Here is an 18,105-nt window from a genome sequence, read left to right on the forward strand (position 1 = left end):
GTAGCTGTGGATTAATTGGTTTACGCATGATTTTTGAAAATAACAGCCGGTAGTTGAAAACTTCAGTATCTATATTGGGCTACAAGCTATTATTTTCAAGGGTTGAGGGTTTTCGGACAGGCACTAGATAAACTGCCAGAATACCAAAGGGTCATCGTGGCGGGCGGTTTCTCAGGTCATGGGTTTAAGTTTGCGCCGGTGGTGGGGAGTATTGTTAAGAATATGGTTATGGAAGAACTGCTTCCCAAAGGGCTGGATCTTTTTAAGTTTTCCAGACTTTATAAAGCCTGAGAAAGCGAAGATATTTCACTCCGCTTTCACCCACAGTAGTCATCAGCTTTTGATTTCGTAACAGGGTTCGTAATGACTGCCTGGTAGTTTCATTCTGAACTGCTCTACAAAGGATTGCAGCAGACTGTCGATCTGTTCCATCAGTTCCGGCTCGCCTTTTAACTGATAGGGACCTTTAGCCCGAATCTGGCCAACACCTTCTTCTTTTATGTTACCTGCGACAATACCTGACATGGCGCGCCGCAGATTGGCCGCCAGAATGTGAGGAGGCAGTTCGGTGTTCAGTTCAAGGTTGGCCATATTTTCATGGGTTGGATCAAAGGGGGTCTGAAAATCCTGTTCAATCTGAAGCAGCCAGTTGAAGTAGTAGGCATCGCCATGCTTTCTCCGGTAGCGGGTTACCTGCTCCAGCCCGTTTCTCATCACCCGACTGACTTCCAGGGGATCATCAATGATGATCTGGTATCGAGACTGGGCTTCTTCGCCCAGAGTGTTAACAATAAACTCATCTATCTTTTCAAAGTATTCCTTGGCTGCTTCCGGGCCTGTGAAAACCAGTGGGAAAGGAATGTCTTTGTTGGCTGGGTTCAGAAGAATACCCAGAATGTAGAGAATTTCTTCGCAGGTTCCTGGTCCGCCAGGAAAGACGGTTATACCGTGACCCAGACGAACAAATGCTTCCAGGCGTTTTTCGATATCCGGCAGGATGATCAGCTCGTTGACAATCGGATTGGGCGATTCGGCTGCAATAATGCCCGGTTCGGTTAAACCGATGAATCGACCACGAGACGTGCGTTGTTTGGCATGGCCGATATAAGCGCCTTTCATGGGGCCTTTCATGGCGCCGGGGCCGCAGCCAGTGCAGATATTCATACCTCGCAAGCCGAGCTGATAACCGACTTTTTTGGTGTACTCATATTCATGACGGGCAATAGAGTGCCCGCCCCAGCAGACAACAATACTGGGTACCTGCTTGGTAATAAAAGCATCGGCGTGGCGGAGAATCTGGAAAACCAGATGGGTGATATCCGTTGAGCTTTCTACGGTGAATCGAGGGTCTTCTGTAATATGAGAAGACACATAAAGAATGTCTCGCAGAACGGAAAACAGGTTTTCCCTGACACCACGAATCAGTTTGCCAGCAACAAAGGCATCGGCAGGAGCATTAATCAGTTCCAGTTTCAGCCCACGGTGTTCCTGAACAATACGAATGTCGAAATCCTGGAATTGCTCCATGATTTCTTCGGTGTCATCACCTTCCTGTTCACAGTTAAGTATGGCCAGGGCGCATTGTCGAAACAAACGATGCAGTCCTTTCTGGCTGGTATCCTGAAGCCTGCTGACCTCGCGGTTGGAGAGCACCCGCATGGAGCCAACAGGATTAACAATAGTGGAAACAGTATTTCTGGCGGTCATGATACCCCCTGGTATTTTTATCGTGAAAATCGCCTAGCCATTTGAATAACAGATTGATCCTGAGCTCACGGCTGCGTTGTGTATCTCTTAGGGAAAAGAAACGGTTTCTTGCCCTGGCTGATGTTGTTCAGATACACAGCTCTGTTGTGCCCAAAGAAAGTGGCTGGTGATCTAATGACAGATAACGATTGAGCTCTCTGGTTATTAGAAAAAGAGTTGAAAGTGGATGGCTGCAATCTAAATGATTATCGGCCATAGACACATTATATGAGTTTATAAGAATTTTTTTCAGTCTTGACGGATTGGCCATCCTCTGACAAATTGGGAATGTTAAGATCTCTCTATGAGTCGGATATTGAATGTTCGGCTCGCATCTTATTTCGGCCCTTTCAGGCTTATGCCAGAGGTAGTGAAAATGGCTGAACAAAGAGTAGTGGACTATTTAAATCATCACCATGTAGCTTTTTCAACCTGCCGCCACCCCCCCGCTTTTACTGCCCAGGAAATTGCAGAGAAGGCTCACATCAGTGGTCATAACCTGGCTAAAACGGTGGTTGTCAAACTCGATGGAAAGTTGGCACTGTGCATCCTGCCTGCCACTGAAAGAGTTAACTTCAGTCAATTACGACATGCAGCAGGCAGCCATACCGCAGAGTTAGCTGCAGAAGACGAATTTGCATCGGCTTTTGGGCATTGCGAACTGGGTGCCACTCCGCCCTTTGGTGAGTTGTTTGGTTTACCTGTTTTCGCCGTCGATTCCCTGGATAAAGGCAATTTTGTTGCCTTCAATAGTGGTGATTCATCTGAGCTTCTGGTGATGGGCTGGCAGGATTTCCAGGAGTTAGTGCATCCTGTTGTACTTTCTGAGCGACAGAAGGCTGCGATAGCCTGAAGATTCTTCAATGAATGGCGCTCTGAAACGGTTCGAAAAACCCTATCAATATGTCATTATGAGTCAATGCACAGGCTTGCTTTTGGTCTGCCAGGGAATTGCCCGGTCAGGGATGGGATGATCAAAGAACGCTTGTGTTTATTAGAAGGCAGTGTCATGTTTTCCAGCCAATAAAATTGAGTGATAGAAACCACTTTCGTTGCCCTGGGTGATGAGAAGTTTCTTACGGTAAAATAAAGCGAATATCCGGAGCCTGATGTTTATGCCATCTAACCCAGAACTGCAGTCTGCATCAGAAAATGTCATCGTTGTGGATGAAAGCAACCATGTGCTCGGAGCTGTTCCCAGAAGACAAATGAGAGAAGAGAAGCTTTGTCATCGGGCTACTTATGTTTTTGTTTTTAACAGTAAAGGGCAGCTTTATGTTCAGGAAAGGACGTTGAGCAAGGATATTTACCCGGGTTATTTTGAGCCGACAACCGGAGGCGTAGTCGCTGAAGGTGAAAGTTATGATGTGGCCGCTGTCAGAGAGCTAGCCGAAGAGCTGGGTATCGAAGACACACCACTGGAGCCTCTGTTTCACTTTTACTTTCATAATGATGATTGCAAGGTATGGGGCAGGGTGTACAGCTGCCACTATGAAGGAGAGCTGACGCTTCAGGAAGAAGAGGTGGCTGGTGTGATTCTGGAGTCTCCGGAAGATATTTTGTCTAACCGTTTCAGCCGGAGATATACTCCTGACAGCCTTGTGGCGCTGAAGCGTTTGATGCATTTTTATGGTGGTGGCCGGCATTGAGTAGAAGTATTGGCTCAGGTTTATGTTTTTCTCAGGAGTAGAATCAGTCCGTTATGTTTACAGGTATTATAAATGGCGTTTTCAAGCTGCACAGTGTTGTCCGTAAACAGGAATTCATGACGATAGAGATCCAGTTGAATGAAAGCTTGTGCCAAGGTCTTGAGTCAGGAGCCAGTGTCGCGGTTAACGGTGTTTGTCTGACAGTGACCTCTGTAGATGCTGAAGGACATATCGCCTCATTTGATATCATGCAGGAAACACTCAGAGCAACCAATCTGGGGAGTCTGCAAAAAGGTACTGCCGTCAATATTGAACGTGCAGCACGGTTTGGTGATGAAATTGGGGGCCACTTATTGTCAGGCCATGTGCATGACAAAGTGACTATTCAGGAAGTTATTAAGTCTGAAAATAATACGACACTTGTATTTAAATTTGATCCTTGCTGGCAGGATTACATTCAGCCTAAAGGTTATATTGCGCTCAATGGCACCAGCCTGACCGTAGGTGAACAGGTTCAGAAAGGTACATTCTGTGTTCACTTGATTCCCGAAACATTACGTCTGACGACGTTTGGTAGTGCAGAGAAGGGGAGTCAGATTAATCTTGAAATTGACAGCCAGACACAGGCTGTCGTGAATACAGTCAAAGCTTACCTGGAGAGTCAGTCCTCAAATTGATCTTTCAGGTTCAATTGGCTCTCATTTCGAGTATTGACGCCCATTCTTCCCTGAGCCGTGGGTCTAGGAAACCTTTCGAGGATCTTGAGAAGACGGGCTGACTAAGCAGTGATGAATAGCTAGAGAGACTTCCCGGTAGGAAGGAAGTCTCTGAGTCCAGGTTCTGGGTATAGTCAGTCGACACGAGCTCATCTTCCTCTTCATCGTCAATTTCCATTCGAATGCTTTCATAGGGAGTGACCGGTTCGGAGTAATCTGGACGTATTTCGTCAACGACCAAAGCGTTGTTTTCTGCAACAGGCTCCAGACCGGAGGGAGGAGTAACTGTTATTGGGGCTTCGCTGCTAGTCAGGTCGTAGGGGTGATCCAGTGCATCATAAAACTCACCACCATCATCATCTTCCGGTCCCGGTATTGTCTCAGAAGCAGTATTATTTTCGACTATGACTTCATCTGAAGGTGCCTGAGATTTGAGAATGGCCAATAGAGTAGACTCTACAGGCCCTCGTACTTTCATCATTAATTGCATGGCCTGGTCAACCTGGTAATTGGCATCCTGAATCTGCTTAAGCACCAGAGGTCTGTTCAAATAGGCTGACTCATCGGTTCGTGCTGCTTTTAAGTGTTCTTCAATTTGATTCAGGGTTTTCATGCGATCATTGGGGAGAATGGCCTCTCCGGTCTGAAGGTCAAAAAGCATGTCTACAGCCTTAACAAAAGAAGCCTTTTTATCTTCTGTCATCAACAGGTCTTCAGTGAAGATCCCTGCAAGCTCCGGATGGGGCTTCTCTGTAACAACACCTGCAAGGACAGATAGAGCCTCTTCTCTCATGCCCTTAGGAGTGGTCGGGTTTCCTAACAACTGTCTTAGGCGGCGAACTTCTTTTTCTACCGTCACTTCTTCAGGTAGTTCATCCCTTGTCGCCAGTTCCATTTTTACCGTGAGAGCTAAAGGCTTACCTTGACTGATGGCGAGTTCCAGCATTCTTGCAGCCTGTCTGCGATCTCCCGATTCAATTAACAGTTCAGCAGCTTCTTTGAACCGACCATGTTTGAAGAGCAGGCTTTTAAGGAAATCCAGAGTGTTATGGGCCTGGATACTATCTTGTACCCAAAGATTTTGAAGGAGTGTTTGTACCGGGAATTGTTCTAATGAGCTGGCAACAATTTGAGGGTGACTCCGGTCAAGCAGATTCAACAAATCGACGAGATGGTGAGGGTCGGCAAAGTAGGGGTGATTATGGATCAAACCGTGAATTAAGGTACTCAGCTGGCTGTTTTTGTATAGCTTTTTCTTGTTCCAGTCGATGAGCAGTCTGATCACCTCACCGGCTTTTTCCGGGTTCGATTTGTAGGTGAATTCTGCTACCCGAAATGCCAGATCTTTCTCTTCCGGAGTGTTTCTAGGGAGGCGTTTTGATAGATGAATCAGCCAGTTAATATCGGTAGCCAGTTCGCTGGCATTTTCGACGTCTTTTCTTTTAAGCAGATGTTTGTAAAGCTCAAAGGCTTTTTGTCCATCAACTGCAATCAGTCTGTGTGCAACACTCTCAAGCCATAACCATTTCTGATCATCAGCTTCAGACGCTTCTTTGATGAAAAACGTTACAGGAATGGCCTGAAGTGCCATCATGCAATCACTTTCGTGTTGAAATCTTTCCTGATCCTGTACGAAGCGAAGCAGAATCTGACTGGCCCCTTCATCACCCTTTGCAGCTTCGATACAACGTTTTTCCAAGAGTCTGGGTACCATTCGTAATGGTTTGGCTAGCGCTTTGTTTCCCGAAATAATTCCGCTAAGAACTCTGCTGAAAGTATCTGGAACAATGAGTACGCCATCTTCTTTATCCAGTGCTTCAAAATGTTGATGATGAAGTCGTGGCCATTCTTCAGTAAAAGTAGGGTCTTGTGAGGGAGGATTCAGCTGTAAACGCTGGTACGTTAACTGATCCTGGTCTTCTATTCGAGTGGCTGCTTTACCAGGAAGTAAGCCTGCCAGGTCAATCTTGCAGACTACAAACTCGAAGGGCCAACCAATTTGCAGACCAGTGCCTCCCTTGAATGGGACCAGTCTCGTTCCACTGGCTGTAAGCGCTTTTTTTACCAACCAGCCCGCCAGGCCCCCGGAAACACTGATGCCGTGTTTCAGGTCCTTCATGCGGATTTCTCCGTGCTTCATGAATGAAAAAATATCCAAATGAATAGGAGCAGAGAAAATAGGAGATAATATCCAGCCAATGTAGGGGATGTTGCGGATCATTTTGGGATGAACAATCAGTGAGCTGGAAAAAGTTCCATTGTGGGTATCATCAAGATGATGCACTTTTACTTTCTTGACCTCTACCAGGGCTGGTCTGGCCGATTCGTTCTGATATTTTAGTTTGTCGAAAGTAAGAATGGAGGTTTGTTCGGAAGAGGCTTTCAGCATGTTAAGCGGCTTGCAAAAGCGGACGCCTTTCATGGTCAGTTTGCCACTTTCAAATCCGACCATGCAATCTGTTTCTTTTGCCGGTTTGGGTCCTGAAGTCAGCTCTTTATAGGCATCCAGATGCTCATATCTGACTTCGACTTTCTCGGCTGAGAGTTGGGCCACTGTTCTGTCTTGAGCAGAAGATATGAATTTGTTTTTCAGTATCTGGGCAATGCTGATGTCTGTGCCCACTGATACGGTTGTGTTCTCGAGTTTAAAATGCAATGTCAATGGGGGGGAGTCTTTGACCGGAATTTCAGCGGTGCAGGACAGGTCGCCCACTTCAAAGTGATTTTCTGTGGCCTGTCCGTTGATGAGATAGCTTTCTGACTGTTTGACGACTCGTTTCGAATCAAAGCTTAACGCTGTGATTTTTACAGGGGGCTTGTCACCATTCTTCTGGAGAATTTCATTAAAATTGAAAGGGGTTTGCTCACCATCCACTACAACGCCTGTATAGCTGCATAGCAAGTAATACAGCAGAGAGCGCCACTGACTTTTTTCGTCTTCGTTGGTCATCTCTATGCCGGCTTGACTGTTAACGAAGTTATCAAGCTTCGATGCAGCTTTCTCGAGCCCTGCAGCAGGTAGGTTATATAAGGCTCCGGCCGCTCGGCCTGGAAGGCCTTTTACCAGGTCCCAGTAACCCGTCGGATTTTCTTCAGGGTCAAGTTCCGTTTCTTTTGTGGATGAGGGAGTAGCAGCGTCTTCTTTACCCAAATACCTTCTATACCAACGTTGAAAGAACCAGGGTTGTTCTTCCGTTTTTCTTTCATTGATGTGAGGCGATTCGGGTGTCTGTTGATCTGATGTTTCATGGCTCAACTGAGCGGTTGTTGTAGCCTCACTGATCTGTCTGCCCAGGTGGTCCTGGCCTGTCACTGGTGAGGAAGGCGAGTCGTTCTCGTCAGGTAACCTGGGGGGGGGCGAATTATTACTACCAGGTGTTATGGGTGATGACATGTTGCCACAGTCCGTTGTGAGCTTTGGATTCTATTTATTTGGATTCTATTTATTTGGATTCTATTTAAAGGTGCAACAGTATAAAGGGTGAAACTTTATTGAGTGATTGCATTGCGACACTCATTAACACAGCTTAGATGATGGCAGTGCAGTTCTGCCGAGATGATAGATGGAACGTACAAATTGTGTTTTTCTTTTACTTTAAAGTGTCGAATTTATGGCTGGTAAAGATAGAAGCAGGCTGAAAATCTGAAAAGTGACATAAGTTGTCTTAAAAGGGTTTTCTTTATGCTTCAATATTCTTGGCTGCAGATGGACAATAAGGCTCTTAGCGCTAATACTTGAACTTGCTCATTTAATATGTCCAAACGGGGGTCTCCCTCGTTGCTAGAGCATCGTATCATGTGCCGCCCCAAACGGGGCGGCACAGTTCGTTTAGCAGGAGTATAAAACGTTAGGGATGACAGTCTTATGGTTCTAGGAGCCTGTCGGACTTAAGACTATTTCGACCTGAATTCCAGAAAGAACGGCCCAATTATTCGATGAATTCGACTAAATAGGTCAACTATTCTCACGAATCCATCGAATAATTCGACTCGTTCTACTGAAATTTATGCTCGAAAGCATAAGTCCGACAGGCTCCTAGACTGCATGGCTGAGCCTTTTCAGACTCAGCGTTTCTTTGCTGGTTTTTTCCGAGTAGTTTTCTTAGCACTTTTCTTCACTGGGATCTTCACTGGGATCTTCACTGGGAATGCGTTTTTGCATACATCTTCGAAGGTGCTGGCAAAGTGGATGGTCATGCCTTTTCGTATATAGTCCGGAAGCTCGTCGAAATCCCTTCGGCACTCTTCTGGAATGATCAGGGTGTGAATGCCCTGTCTTTTGGCTGCGATAACTTTTTCCCTGACACCGCCAACTGCGAGCACTTTACCTGTCAGAGTGAGTTCTCCTGTCATAGCAACCTGGGCCGGCTTTTTACCTGTAGCCAGAGACAGCAGGGCAGTAGCCATGGTAATACCCGCTGAAGGGCCGTCTTTGGGGGTGGCTCCTTCAGGAACATGAAGATGAATGAAGGCTTTATCGAAGAAAGTTTCGGGTATCCCGAGTTTATTGGTCTGACTTGAAACAAAGCTGTAGGCTATTTCTGCTGACTCTTTCATAACATCGCCCAGCTTGCCAGTGAGCTTGAAGCCAACCCGTTGATGATGAATCAAGCTGGCTTCCACGGGCAGAGTAGCTCCCCCCATAGCCGTCCAGGCCAGCCCTGTAACTACACCAATACCTTCAATACGTTTTTCTTTTCTGAAATAGGGCGCACCTAGATAATCAGAAAGATTTTTGGTTGTGACGCTGAGGCTTTTGCTGGAGCCTTCCAGCAATTGAACGACAACTTTACGAATGATTTTCTGCAGCAGCTTTTCAAGGTGTCTGACACCGGCTTCCCTGGCATAGCTTTCAATGACAGCTTTCAGAGTGGCGTCCGATAGTCTGATCTGGCTTTTCTTTAAGCCTGACTGCTTCAGCAGTTTTGGCCACAGATGATTTTTGGCGATGGCCATTTTCTCTTCTGTGATATAACCGGAAAGCCGGATGACATCCATGCGATCCAGAAGAGGTCCGGGAATGGTATCCAACTGGTTGGCGGTACTGATAAACAGAACTTTCGAGAGATCGATTCTCATGTCCATATAATGATCCAGAAACTCACTGTTTTGCTCTGGATCCAGAACTTCTAGAAGGGCAGAGGCAGGGTCTCCGCGATAAGAGGCTCCAATCTTGTCAATTTCATCCAGCATGATGACCGGATTGGCTACATCTACCTCTTTCAAAGCTTGAACCAGCTTGCCAGGCAGGGCACCCACATAGGTGCGGCGATGGCCTTTTATTTCTGCTTCATCTCTCATACCACCTAGGCTGAACCGGTAGAATTTTCTGCCTAATGCACGAGCGACAGAGCGCCCAATAGAGGTCTTGCCAACGCCTGGAGGACCGGCCAGCAACATAATGGTGCCCGATACTTCCTGTTTATAAGCACCAACCGCCAAAAACTCGATGATGCGGTCTTTTACATCGTCCAGCCCATCGTGGTCAGCATTTAATATGTTTCTGGCATGAGAAAGATCAAAAATATCTTCGGAGTATTTGCCCCAGGGCACGGAGGTGGCCCAGTCGAGGTAGTTTCGGCAGATGGCATACTCGGGAGAACCCACTTCAAGAATTGAGAGCTTTTTCATCTCGTCATCGATCTTCTTCAAGGGCGCTTCAGGTATGTCCAGCTCGGCAATGCGTTTTTCAAAAGCTTCGATTTCAGCCGTTCTGTCGTCTTTTGAGATGCCCAGTTCTTTCTGTATGACTTTCAGTTGTTCCTTCAGGAAGAATTCACGCTGATGTTTGCTGATTTTGCGGTTCACTTCAGCATTGATTTCACCCTGAAGACGGGCTACTTCCTGCTCCCTGCGGATCAGAATCAGGACTTTCTCCATGCGGCGCTGAACAGAAAGGGTTTCCAGCGCTTCCTGCAATTCATGACCCGGCGCGGTAGTGATGGCTGCTGCAAAGTCGGCCAGGGGAGAAGGATCTTTTGGACTGAACCTGTTCAGGTAATTCTTGAGTTCTTCGCTGTACAGAGGGTTAAGCGGGATTAATTCCTTGATCGCCTGTATCAGTGCCAGTGCGTAAGCTTTGATTTCATCCGTGTCATCCTGAACATTCTCTGGATATTCTACCTGGACCAGATAAGGGGGGCGTTTGCGTAACCATTGTTTGATACGGAATCGCTGCATCCCCAGAGCAATAAATTGAATCTGGTCGCCTTCTGCCACGATGTTATGAATTTTGACCGTGCAGCCCAGTTCAGGAAAGTCTTCCGGATTGATTTCCTCGCCAGTCCCAGACATCCCTGCAACGTAACTCAGTCCCACTACTTTATGAGGGCTTTGGGCTACCCGTTGAAGCGTTTCTTCCCACTCCTGGCTGCTAAAAACCAGAGGTTGAACCTGGGCAGGGAAAAATGGCCGGTTTGAGACAGGGATAAGGTAAAGTTTGTCAGGCAGAGCGTGTTCAGGGAGTACCAGTCCAGTACCCATATCATCTACCTGTTCATCAGCCGAAATAACTTCGGGTTCCTGGTTGTCCTGATCAGTCATAGTCTTCAGATTGAGTCTCGGAATGAATGGTAAGCGGATAATGACTATCTGGTGTCATCTCCAGTGATTTCAATAGGCGATGTAATTAAGTATGGTTGAGTACAAGCTGCGTGCCACTCAGTTGGCAGGATTACGGGAGTAAAAATATGAGAAGGTTTCAGGAAGTTCTGAGCTTCTGGTTTGAAGGCGAGCCCCTTGGCGATGTGCAAATGTCCCGATGGTGGAAGAAAAATGATACTCAGGATCAGTTGATTCGAAAAGAGTTTGGTGCCTTGCCCGATAAAGTTGAATCCGGAGAGTACGACGAATGGCTGGAATCAGCTGAAGGGCGGTTGGCAGCGATTATTGTGCTGGATCAGTTCCCTCGCAATATCTTCAGAGGGGATCCCAGATCCTTTCAGCATGACCACAATGCACTGGCTATCTCCAGAGAGGGAGTAGAGAAAGGAATGCTGGGTCTGTTGTCAGAACTGCAGCAGGCTTTTTTTGTCATGCCTTTTATGCACAGTGAGTCGCTCGAAGATCAGGAACAATGCATAAAGCTCTTTGAAAGAATTCTTGAAGGTGCAGGAGAGGGGTATCAGCAATACATTGCAGGTTCACTCGATTTTGCGGTTAAACATCGTGATATTGTGGCGCGGTTTGGTCGTTTTCCTCATCGAAACAGTCTTCTGGGTAGAGAGAGTACTGATGAAGAATTGAGCTTTCTCCAGCAGCCTGGGTCATCCTTCTGATCTTTTGTCATCCGGTAATCCTGAAAAGTGGGAATAACGTCTCAGCTACTGTAAGATGTTCGGGTAAAATATAATAATAAAACCCAAAGGATATTTATGAAAAAGTTGTTCATTGTCGTATTTGGGATGGCGCTCTGGCAGTCCGCTCATGCTCTTTCCATGAAGGGTATGGAAGTTCCTGATGTTGTAAAGGTGTCGGATGGTACCGTACTTCAGCTTCAAGGGGCAGCAGTGAGAAGCTGGTATTTGGTTGTTGACGGATATATCGGTGCGCTTTATCTCGAAAACCCTACCAGTGACGTTTCTCTTATACTTTCTGAAGAAAGCTATCAGCGTATGACGTTTACTATTCTCTTCTCTAAAATGAGTGCAAGGCGAATTGCTAATGCGTTCTATGAGGCGATCCAGATCAACACTTCTGAAGAAGAACAGAAGGAACTGGAAGAGGGGATTGGTCAGTTCATGAGCATGATTGACGGCACGCTGAAAAGAGGTGACTCAGGAACGTTTGAATACATACCCGGCAAAGGTGCGCGAGTAATTATTGCTGGAGAAGAGAAAGGCATCATACCCGGTAAAAAAGTATTTAACGCAATACTTAAGGTATGGATTGGTGAGACTCCTCCTAACAAGAAGTTCAAGCAAGGGGTTCTGGGTCTGAACGCTAAAGGGTAATCGTTTTCACTATAGGCTGCTTCCGGGTTTGCTTTGGGCAGATCTTTGGAAGCTCCAGAAGAATGGCTTTGTGTTCCATGAAGTCGAGAGCGCCGGCCAGAGTCTCAAACTCTGATACATGGTAATGGCTGGCGCAGAATCGATCCCGATATTCCACATAGACAAACCACTGCATCCGGGGCAGTTGTTTGTTATAGCGAATCCAGCCACTGGCATACCAGATGTAGAGTGGACAGTCATAGAGCAGATGCTTTTTGGCCAGCTCTGGCGGAATCAAGCGGGACTGGTTATCCTCTTGGGGCTGGAGATGTTCGTTTTGAGTCCTGCTTTCTTGTAGCAATGCACTTTTCCCATCTGGCCAACCTGCAGTCAATAGGTGCTATCTGGATGACTGGGTTGGGCGTAGTGTTCAGCCAAGGCATTAAACCAAGGTCGGCGACTATTCACAAGGTGATTTTCCCCTACTGTTGAAGTTAGTAGTCGTGCTTATTTCAAGTAGGAAGCAGGGTTTCAGCAGAGTACTATTTTTTTCGTTCAGTGAAACAACCGGGAGCTTTTCTGTTTCTGTTTTGTTGTTTTTTATTCGAATATGTTGAATTAAAGATCGGACATTCAATATCTTTTTAGAGTGCGGTGAAATGATTTCTACGAACTTATTAAGTTAAGTTCGGAATGGTTTGTTGGATAATCGGTGTGCTGGTTTTTGATGTTAATAACATCGGTTTTACTTAATGGTTTTTGAAATAAGGCGAGTAAGAGTCTGCCTGTCTTTATTTATCCAAGCTGAGGAAAACGTTTTTATTTAAATAAAATTTAAACTGTTAATCAATGATCTGTGTCATAAGAGTTTAAATCAAATGATTCAATGCTGTTTTCCCTCACAGACAGTTATTAATATTCTGCTGTATGGTGCTAAACATTAAGCATTATTGCAGTTGTATTGATGGATGAAATTTTGAAAAAGTTCTTCCTTTTAACAGTTATGCCTGTGCTTATCACATTCTCGGCAAGTGTTCTGGCGGTTGATTCCAGGCTGCATGAGATTCTTCGTGCAGGTGAGTTGAGAGTAGCTACCACAGGTGATCTGGATCCGCTGTCATTGTTTAATCCTACACGTGAGTATTACAGGGGATTTGACATTGATCTGGTAAGAGAACTGGCTGACGATCTGGAAGTGAAGCTTACTCTGGTTCCCGCTCACTGGAGCGGTATGATGGAAGGTGTAAAGCAGGGAAGGTATGACCTGACCACCAGTGCCATTATCAATATGGAAAGAGCTAAGTGGGTGGGGTTTTCAGACAGTTATCTTTCAGTGGTCACTGTGCCGGTGATTCTTGAAGAGAATAAAAAGAAATTTCCTAACTGGAGTTCTTTGAATCGACAGGGCGTTGATATTGTTGTCACTCAAGGAGGCGTGTTTGAGCATAGAGCACGTACTTATTTTCCGGATGCGGATATTGACCCTGTTCAAAGGCCTGATGATGATTACATGAAGGTCATTTGGGGGCAGTCAGATGTTTACCTGACATCCAATCTTGAGGCGCTGTCATTAAGATCCCGGTTTCCTAATCTTCAAGTGGTTGAGAATGGAATACCTGAGCAGGTTAATAGGCTGGCCATGATGATGCCACAGGATGATCAGGTCTGGATTAATTACATTAATCACTGGTTGCGGCTCAAGCAAGAGGAAGGCTTTATTGATCAGTTGAAGCAAAGGTGGATGCCGGAATAATATTGGGCAATAAAGGACATTTTTTCTTCAAAAACCATTCATCTAATTTTAACAATGTTTTTCTCTTCTCAGCCGATGCAGGGATATAGATGTAGTCGATCGGCCAAGAGGAGAAAAGTTATGAGCAAGTCTATAGAAAAAGCCATTCTCACCATGACTGAATCGAACCAGGGAGAGTATGTCATCCGGGTGACACAGGGTGGTACTATTCTCTTTGGAGACGTTATTCTTCGCCTTCCAGCAGGTCTGGGACAGTCACTCAAAAGTGATTTGGCATCCGTGATGGCTAACGCTGTCTTGAGACACATCAGTAAAGCCGATAAAGAAGCCATTCGTGAAGTTGAAAGCCTTTTCGCCCAATGGGGGTGTCTGGATGCTGCGGATGACAGTTGTATTTAATGTTAAGTGATTTCCAATTCCTGAACTCAGAGCCTCTAACGTTGCTTGTGGCTCTGCCTGTCATAGAGATCTAGTCCTGGACTGAACGTTCAAGATGGTATTTTTTGTCTTTTGTTGCGGTAGAATGTTTGAGAGTCAGTGAGTTCTGTCAGATACTGACTCTGCTGCAAGCTATTCTGCCGTGCTGATTTCAATGCGGATGAGTTGAGCAATAGAGTTTTTTGTCGAATCGGCATTTGAGCATTAACAACAACAAGAGATTACCATGTCTGATCAAGTCAGTATTGTCATCGTTTCAGCTACTCGTACCCCCATGGGAGGCTTTCAGGGAAGTCTTTCAGAAGTGTCTGCTCCTAAGTTGGGGGCTGTGGCTATCCGTTCTGCCGTTGAGAAAAGTGGTCTTTCTGCCTCCGATATCTCCGAAGTGTTGATGGGTTGTGTGCTGCCAGCAGGTTGCCGACAGTCACCTGCCAGACAGGCCGCCAGAGGTGCAGGCCTTAATGATTCTACTTGCACGACAACGGTCAATAAAGTGTGTGGCTCAGGCATGAAAACCGTCATGATGGGGGCGGCTCAGCTACAATTGGGCGAGGCTGATGCAGTGGTTGCAGGCGGTATGGAAAGTATGACCAATGCGCCGTACCTGCTTGATAAAGTCAGATCAGGTTTGAGGCTAGGGCATGGTCAGGTTAAGGATCACATGTTTACTGATGGTCTGGAAGATGCCTACGATGGTCATGCCATGGGAGTGTTTGCTGAGCAGACAGCCAGACGGTTTGATATATCCAGAGAAGCCATGGATGATTATGCACTGGAGTCTCTGAGTAGAGCTCAGTCAGCCATTGAAGAAGGGGCATTTTCTGAAGAAGTGGTATCGGTGGAAACTCCCCGTAAAGGAGAGATTTCAGTGGATGAGCAACCTGGAAAGGCCCGTCCGGAAAAAATTCGTCAGTTGAAGCCTGCCTTTGATAAAGAAGGTTCGGTTACTGCTGCAAACTCCAGCTCTATATCTGATGGCGCCGCTGCGTTGGTCTTGATGCGTGAAGAAGATGCCCTGGCCAAAGGTTTGTCGCCCATAGCGCGTATAAAAGGTTATCAGAGCCATGCTCAGCTGCCCGCCGAGTTTACCATTGCTCCCATTGCTGCCATTAACAAGTTGCTTGAGAAGGTCGACTGGCAGGTAGAAGATGTGGATCTTTTTGAAATTAATGAGGCTTTTGCGGTTGTGACCATGGCCTGTATGCAGGAGCTGGGTCTGGATCACAGTAAGGTCAATGTATTGGGTGGTGCCTGTGCTCTGGGTCATCCTCTGGGAGCCAGTGGGGCCCGGATTATCGTGACGCTTCTTAATGCCCTGAAGATAAAAGGTGGAAGAAAAGGGGTAGCATCGCTTTGTATTGGTGGTGGTGAAGCTACTGCTATTGCTTTAGAGCTTGTTTGATCGATCAGCAATCGACATTGTTGGCGACATGAGTCGTTTTTTTGTGCCTGTGTGCCTGGTAGTGCTGTGAGTTTATCCAGGAGAGAGTAGAAAATCCGTTAGTTGCTATTTGTCTGGTTGGTCCTGAAGGCATTCCAGAGAAGAAGCAGTCAACAGAGATCAGGTCCGGATTACCTTTCGGACTTTGTCGGGCTGTCCTGTTATCAGCGGGATAGCCATTCATTATAAATAGCCATGAGCAAAATGGTCCTGTACTGAATACCCTGTGTACAGGGTTTACAAAACAATAAGGGGCAGTTAATGAACTTTAACCTGACAGAAGATCAAATCGCCTTTCGAGATCTGGCCGCCCAGTTCTCCCAGCAGGAGCTTTTACCCAACGCTGCTGATTGGGACAGAGACAGTATTTTTCCGATTCAAACGATAAAGAACGCAGGCAAGTTGGGCTTTCTATCCCTGTATGCTCCTGAAAAAATGGGAGGTATGGGGTTATCAAGGCTGGATGCCAGTCTGGTCTTTGAGCAGCTCTCCATGGGGTGTACCTCTACCACAGCGTATATGACCATACATAACATGGTGACCTGGATGGTGGGGTTGGCTGCTAGCGATGAAGTACTGGCCGAGTGGAGTGAAGCTCTGGTAACGGGTGAAAAGCTTGCTTCTTATTGTCTGACAGAGCCAGGCTCAGGGAGTGATGCGGCTTCTCTGAAAACCCGTGCCGTCAAAGAAGGAAATCAGTATGTGCTCAGTGGCTCGAAAATGTTCATTTCCGGTGCCGGCAGTACGGATCTGTTGCTGGTAATGGCCCGAACGGGTCAGGAAGGTCCAAAAGGTATTTCGGCTTTCGCAGTGCCAGCCAGCAGTGAAGGGATTTCTTATGGTCGAAATGAAAAGAAAATGGGTTGGAAAAGTCAGCCAACCCGGTTGGTGAGTTTTGAAAATGTCAGGGTTCCTGCCAGTGCTCTTCTTGGAAATGAGGGGGAAGGTTTTACCCTGGCTATGAAAGGGCTGGACGGAGGCCGAATCAATATCGCCACCTGTTCAATTGGAACCGCCCAACAGGCATTAAATACCGCCAAAGAATACATCAAGGATCGTAAGCAGTTTGGTAAAGCTCTGGCAGAGTTTCAGGCTCTGCAGTTCCGGTTAGCAGATATGGTCACTGAACTGACAGCAGCCAGGCAGATGGTTCGGCTGGCAGCATTCAAGCTGGATCAGAAAGATCCGGAGGCGACTGCCTATTGTGCCATGGCCAAACGCTTTGCGACCGATGTCGGGTTTAAGGTCTGTAATGAGGCACTGCAGCTCCACGGAGGGTATGGGTACATCAATGAATACCCTCTGGAGCGCCATGTCAGAGATACGCGGGTACACCAGATTCTGGAAGGTACCAATGAAATTATGCGACTGATTATTGCCCGTCGAATTCTGACTGACGAATGCGCAGGACTGGAGTGAACAATGTCTGATAGCTTGAAACTTTCCCTGGAAGGCAATATTGCCACCATCCAGTTGAATAACCCGCCGGCTAATACCTGGACGCTCGAGAGCTTGAATCTTCTTGAGCAAATGGTTCATGAGTTAAATGAGAACCCGGGAGTCACCGCTCTGATTATTCACTCTGAACAAGAGCGGTTTTTCAGTGCCGGGGCGGATCTGAAGTTGTTTGCCGATGTTTCTCCGGAAGAAGCTCGACCCATGACTGAAGCTTTTGGTAAAGCTTTTGAAGCGCTGACAGAATTTAAAGGCGTTTCTATTGCTGCGATCAATGGCTTTGCTTTGGGTGGAGGGCTTGAAGTGGCTTTGGCCTGTGACCTGAGAGTGGCAGAAAAGCAGGCGGTGCTGGGTTTGCCTGAAGCGGCTGTGGGCCTGTTGCCCTGTGCTGGCGGTACCCAGAATTTGATGTGGCTGGTGGGTGAGGCCTGGACCAAACGCATGATTTTGCTCGGTGAAAAGGTGGATGCTGAATCTGCTTCCCGCATTGGGCTGGTTGAGGAAGTGGTTGAGCAGGGGCAGGCCTATTCAACGGCCCGTGAGCTGGCCGGAAAGGTGAGTCGACAAAGCCCTGATTCGGTGGTGGCCTGTAAAAAGCTGATTCAAATGAATCGCGTTGCGGGTCGGGACAGAAATGTTGCTGAGAGAACGTTGTTTCTTGAGCTGTTCAAAGGACAGAATCAAAATGAAGGCGTTAAGGCATTTCTGGAGAAACGATCACCTGAATGGCTTTATGAGTGAGTCAAAGTGAATTACTTCGGCTGGAAATTGTTATGGGTTCCTGAGCGGGGGAGTGTGACTTTTAGCTGAATGGTTCCTTTCTTTACAACCCGGCAATGCCAAGTTGTTCGCTAGGAGTCTGTCGGACTTAGCCGACCGTAGCGAGAAAAAGTCCGGTTTGAGACAGTTTTTATGATTATTTGAGGCGAATAGCGAGCTATTCAACGAAAAGAATCATAAAAAATGGCCAAATCCG

At 46.7% G+C, this 18,105-nt stretch carries 14 protein-coding genes; 10 read left to right on the forward strand and 4 right to left on the reverse strand.

The window, feature by feature from the left end:
* Positions 1–333: 333 nt before the first annotated feature.
* Complete coding sequence (gene ppnN / locus ACR2PX_RS04135; protein ID WP_433998098.1) at positions 334–1,707, reverse strand: nucleotide 5'-monophosphate nucleosidase PpnN; 1,374 nt, start codon at positions 1,705–1,707, stop codon at positions 334–336.
* A 415-nt stretch (positions 1,708–2,122) separates the two neighbouring features.
* On the opposite strand from ppnN, the gene ACR2PX_RS04140 reads away from it, so the two are divergent.
* The 3 genes from ACR2PX_RS04140 (at position 2,123) to ACR2PX_RS04150 (ending at position 4,072) form a co-directional block, all read left to right on the forward strand.
* Positions 2,123–2,599: an aminoacyl-tRNA deacylase gene (locus ACR2PX_RS04140; RefSeq protein ID WP_433998099.1), complete on the forward strand. Its 477-nt coding sequence runs from the start codon at positions 2,123–2,125 to the stop codon at positions 2,597–2,599.
* A gap of 262 nt (positions 2,600–2,861) precedes the next feature.
* A complete protein-coding gene (gene yfcD / locus ACR2PX_RS04145; protein ID WP_433998100.1) occupies positions 2,862–3,395 on the forward strand; it encodes an NUDIX hydrolase YfcD in 534 nt (177 codons plus the stop codon).
* 53 nt (positions 3,396–3,448) lie between these two features.
* Positions 3,449–4,072: a riboflavin synthase subunit alpha gene (locus ACR2PX_RS04150; protein ID WP_433998101.1), complete on the forward strand. Its 624-nt coding sequence runs from the start codon at positions 3,449–3,451 to the stop codon at positions 4,070–4,072.
* Positions 4,073–4,082: 10 nt separating this feature from the next.
* On the opposite strand, the gene ACR2PX_RS04155 is transcribed toward ACR2PX_RS04150, so the two are convergent.
* Positions 4,083–7,505 carry a hypothetical protein gene (locus ACR2PX_RS04155; RefSeq protein WP_433998102.1) on the reverse strand — a complete coding sequence of 1,141 codons (3,423 nt, stop codon included), beginning with the start codon at positions 7,503–7,505 and terminating at the stop codon, positions 4,083–4,085.
* 671 nt (positions 7,506–8,176) lie between these two features.
* Positions 8,177–10,654 (reverse strand): endopeptidase La, encoded by a 2,478-nt coding sequence (gene lon, locus ACR2PX_RS04160; RefSeq protein ID WP_433998103.1) that lies wholly within the window; start codon positions 10,652–10,654, stop codon positions 8,177–8,179.
* A 146-nt stretch (positions 10,655–10,800) separates the two neighbouring features.
* Between lon and ACR2PX_RS04165 the strand changes: the two genes are divergently transcribed.
* Both ACR2PX_RS04165 and ACR2PX_RS04170 read left to right on the forward strand, forming a co-directional pair.
* The gene (locus ACR2PX_RS04165; RefSeq protein ID WP_433998104.1) at positions 10,801–11,388 is read left to right on the forward strand and encodes a DUF924 family protein; all 588 of its coding nucleotides are present in this window, start codon (positions 10,801–10,803) and stop codon (positions 11,386–11,388) included.
* Positions 11,389–11,484: 96 nt separating this feature from the next.
* The gene (locus ACR2PX_RS04170) at positions 11,485–12,063 is read left to right on the forward strand and encodes a chalcone isomerase family protein (protein ID WP_433998105.1); all 579 of its coding nucleotides are present in this window, start codon (positions 11,485–11,487) and stop codon (positions 12,061–12,063) included.
* On the opposite strand, the gene ACR2PX_RS04175 is transcribed toward ACR2PX_RS04170, so the two are convergent.
* Entirely contained in the window at positions 12,053–12,403 is a 351-nt protein-coding gene (locus ACR2PX_RS04175; RefSeq protein WP_433998106.1) for a hypothetical protein, read from the reverse strand. The two genes, ACR2PX_RS04170 and ACR2PX_RS04175, sit on opposite strands and share 11 nt — an antisense overlap.
* 615 nt (positions 12,404–13,018) lie before the next feature.
* Here ACR2PX_RS04175 and ACR2PX_RS04180 point away from each other — a divergent pair.
* The 5 genes from ACR2PX_RS04180 to ACR2PX_RS04200 all read left to right on the forward strand — a co-directional run bounded on the left by ACR2PX_RS04180 (position 13,019) and on the right by ACR2PX_RS04200 (position 17,870).
* Positions 13,019–13,795, forward strand: coding sequence for a transporter substrate-binding domain-containing protein (locus ACR2PX_RS04180; RefSeq protein WP_433998107.1), 777 nt, complete (start codon positions 13,019–13,021; stop codon positions 13,793–13,795).
* Between the two features lie 120 nt (positions 13,796–13,915).
* A complete protein-coding gene (locus ACR2PX_RS04185) occupies positions 13,916–14,194 on the forward strand; it encodes a hypothetical protein (RefSeq protein WP_433998108.1) in 279 nt (92 codons plus the stop codon).
* A gap of 265 nt (positions 14,195–14,459) precedes the next feature.
* Complete coding sequence (locus ACR2PX_RS04190) at positions 14,460–15,635, forward strand: thiolase family protein (protein ID WP_433998109.1); 1,176 nt, start codon at positions 14,460–14,462, stop codon at positions 15,633–15,635.
* Positions 15,636–15,935: 300 nt separating this feature from the next.
* The gene (locus ACR2PX_RS04195; protein WP_433998110.1) at positions 15,936–17,093 is read left to right on the forward strand and encodes an acyl-CoA dehydrogenase family protein; all 1,158 of its coding nucleotides are present in this window, start codon (positions 15,936–15,938) and stop codon (positions 17,091–17,093) included.
* A 3-nt stretch (positions 17,094–17,096) separates the two neighbouring features.
* Positions 17,097–17,870: an enoyl-CoA hydratase gene (locus tag ACR2PX_RS04200; protein WP_433998111.1), complete on the forward strand. Its 774-nt coding sequence runs from the start codon at positions 17,097–17,099 to the stop codon at positions 17,868–17,870.
* The last annotated feature ends 235 nt before the right edge of the window (positions 17,871–18,105 follow it).

It is taken from the genome of Endozoicomonas sp. (assembly GCF_051008435.1).
In the GTDB taxonomy this organism is placed as follows: Bacteria; Pseudomonadota; Gammaproteobacteria; order Pseudomonadales; family Endozoicomonadaceae; genus Endozoicomonas_A.

Coding starts and splice junctions, on each gene's coding strand:
- lon (WP_433998103.1), bottom strand. CDS start 10,654: ATGACTGATCAGGACAACCAGGAACCCGAAGTTATTTCGGCTGATGAA.
- ACR2PX_RS04190 (WP_433998109.1), top strand. CDS start 14,460: ATGTCTGATCAAGTCAGTATTGTCATCGTTTCAGCTACTCGTACCCCC.
- ACR2PX_RS04140 (WP_433998099.1), top strand. CDS start 2,123: ATGGCTGAACAAAGAGTAGTGGACTATTTAAATCATCACCATGTAGCT.
- yfcD (WP_433998100.1), top strand. CDS start 2,862: ATGCCATCTAACCCAGAACTGCAGTCTGCATCAGAAAATGTCATCGTT.
- ACR2PX_RS04200 (WP_433998111.1), top strand. CDS start 17,097: ATGTCTGATAGCTTGAAACTTTCCCTGGAAGGCAATATTGCCACCATC.
- ppnN (WP_433998098.1), bottom strand. CDS start 1,707: ATGACCGCCAGAAATACTGTTTCCACTATTGTTAATCCTGTTGGCTCC.
- ACR2PX_RS04170 (WP_433998105.1), top strand. CDS start 11,485: ATGAAAAAGTTGTTCATTGTCGTATTTGGGATGGCGCTCTGGCAGTCC.
- ACR2PX_RS04150 (WP_433998101.1), top strand. CDS start 3,449: ATGTTTACAGGTATTATAAATGGCGTTTTCAAGCTGCACAGTGTTGTC.
- ACR2PX_RS04165 (WP_433998104.1), top strand. CDS start 10,801: ATGAGAAGGTTTCAGGAAGTTCTGAGCTTCTGGTTTGAAGGCGAGCCC.
- ACR2PX_RS04195 (WP_433998110.1), top strand. CDS start 15,936: ATGAACTTTAACCTGACAGAAGATCAAATCGCCTTTCGAGATCTGGCC.
- ACR2PX_RS04185 (WP_433998108.1), top strand. CDS start 13,916: ATGAGCAAGTCTATAGAAAAAGCCATTCTCACCATGACTGAATCGAAC.
- ACR2PX_RS04155 (WP_433998102.1), bottom strand. CDS start 7,505: ATGTCATCACCCATAACACCTGGTAGTAATAATTCGCCCCCCCCCAGG.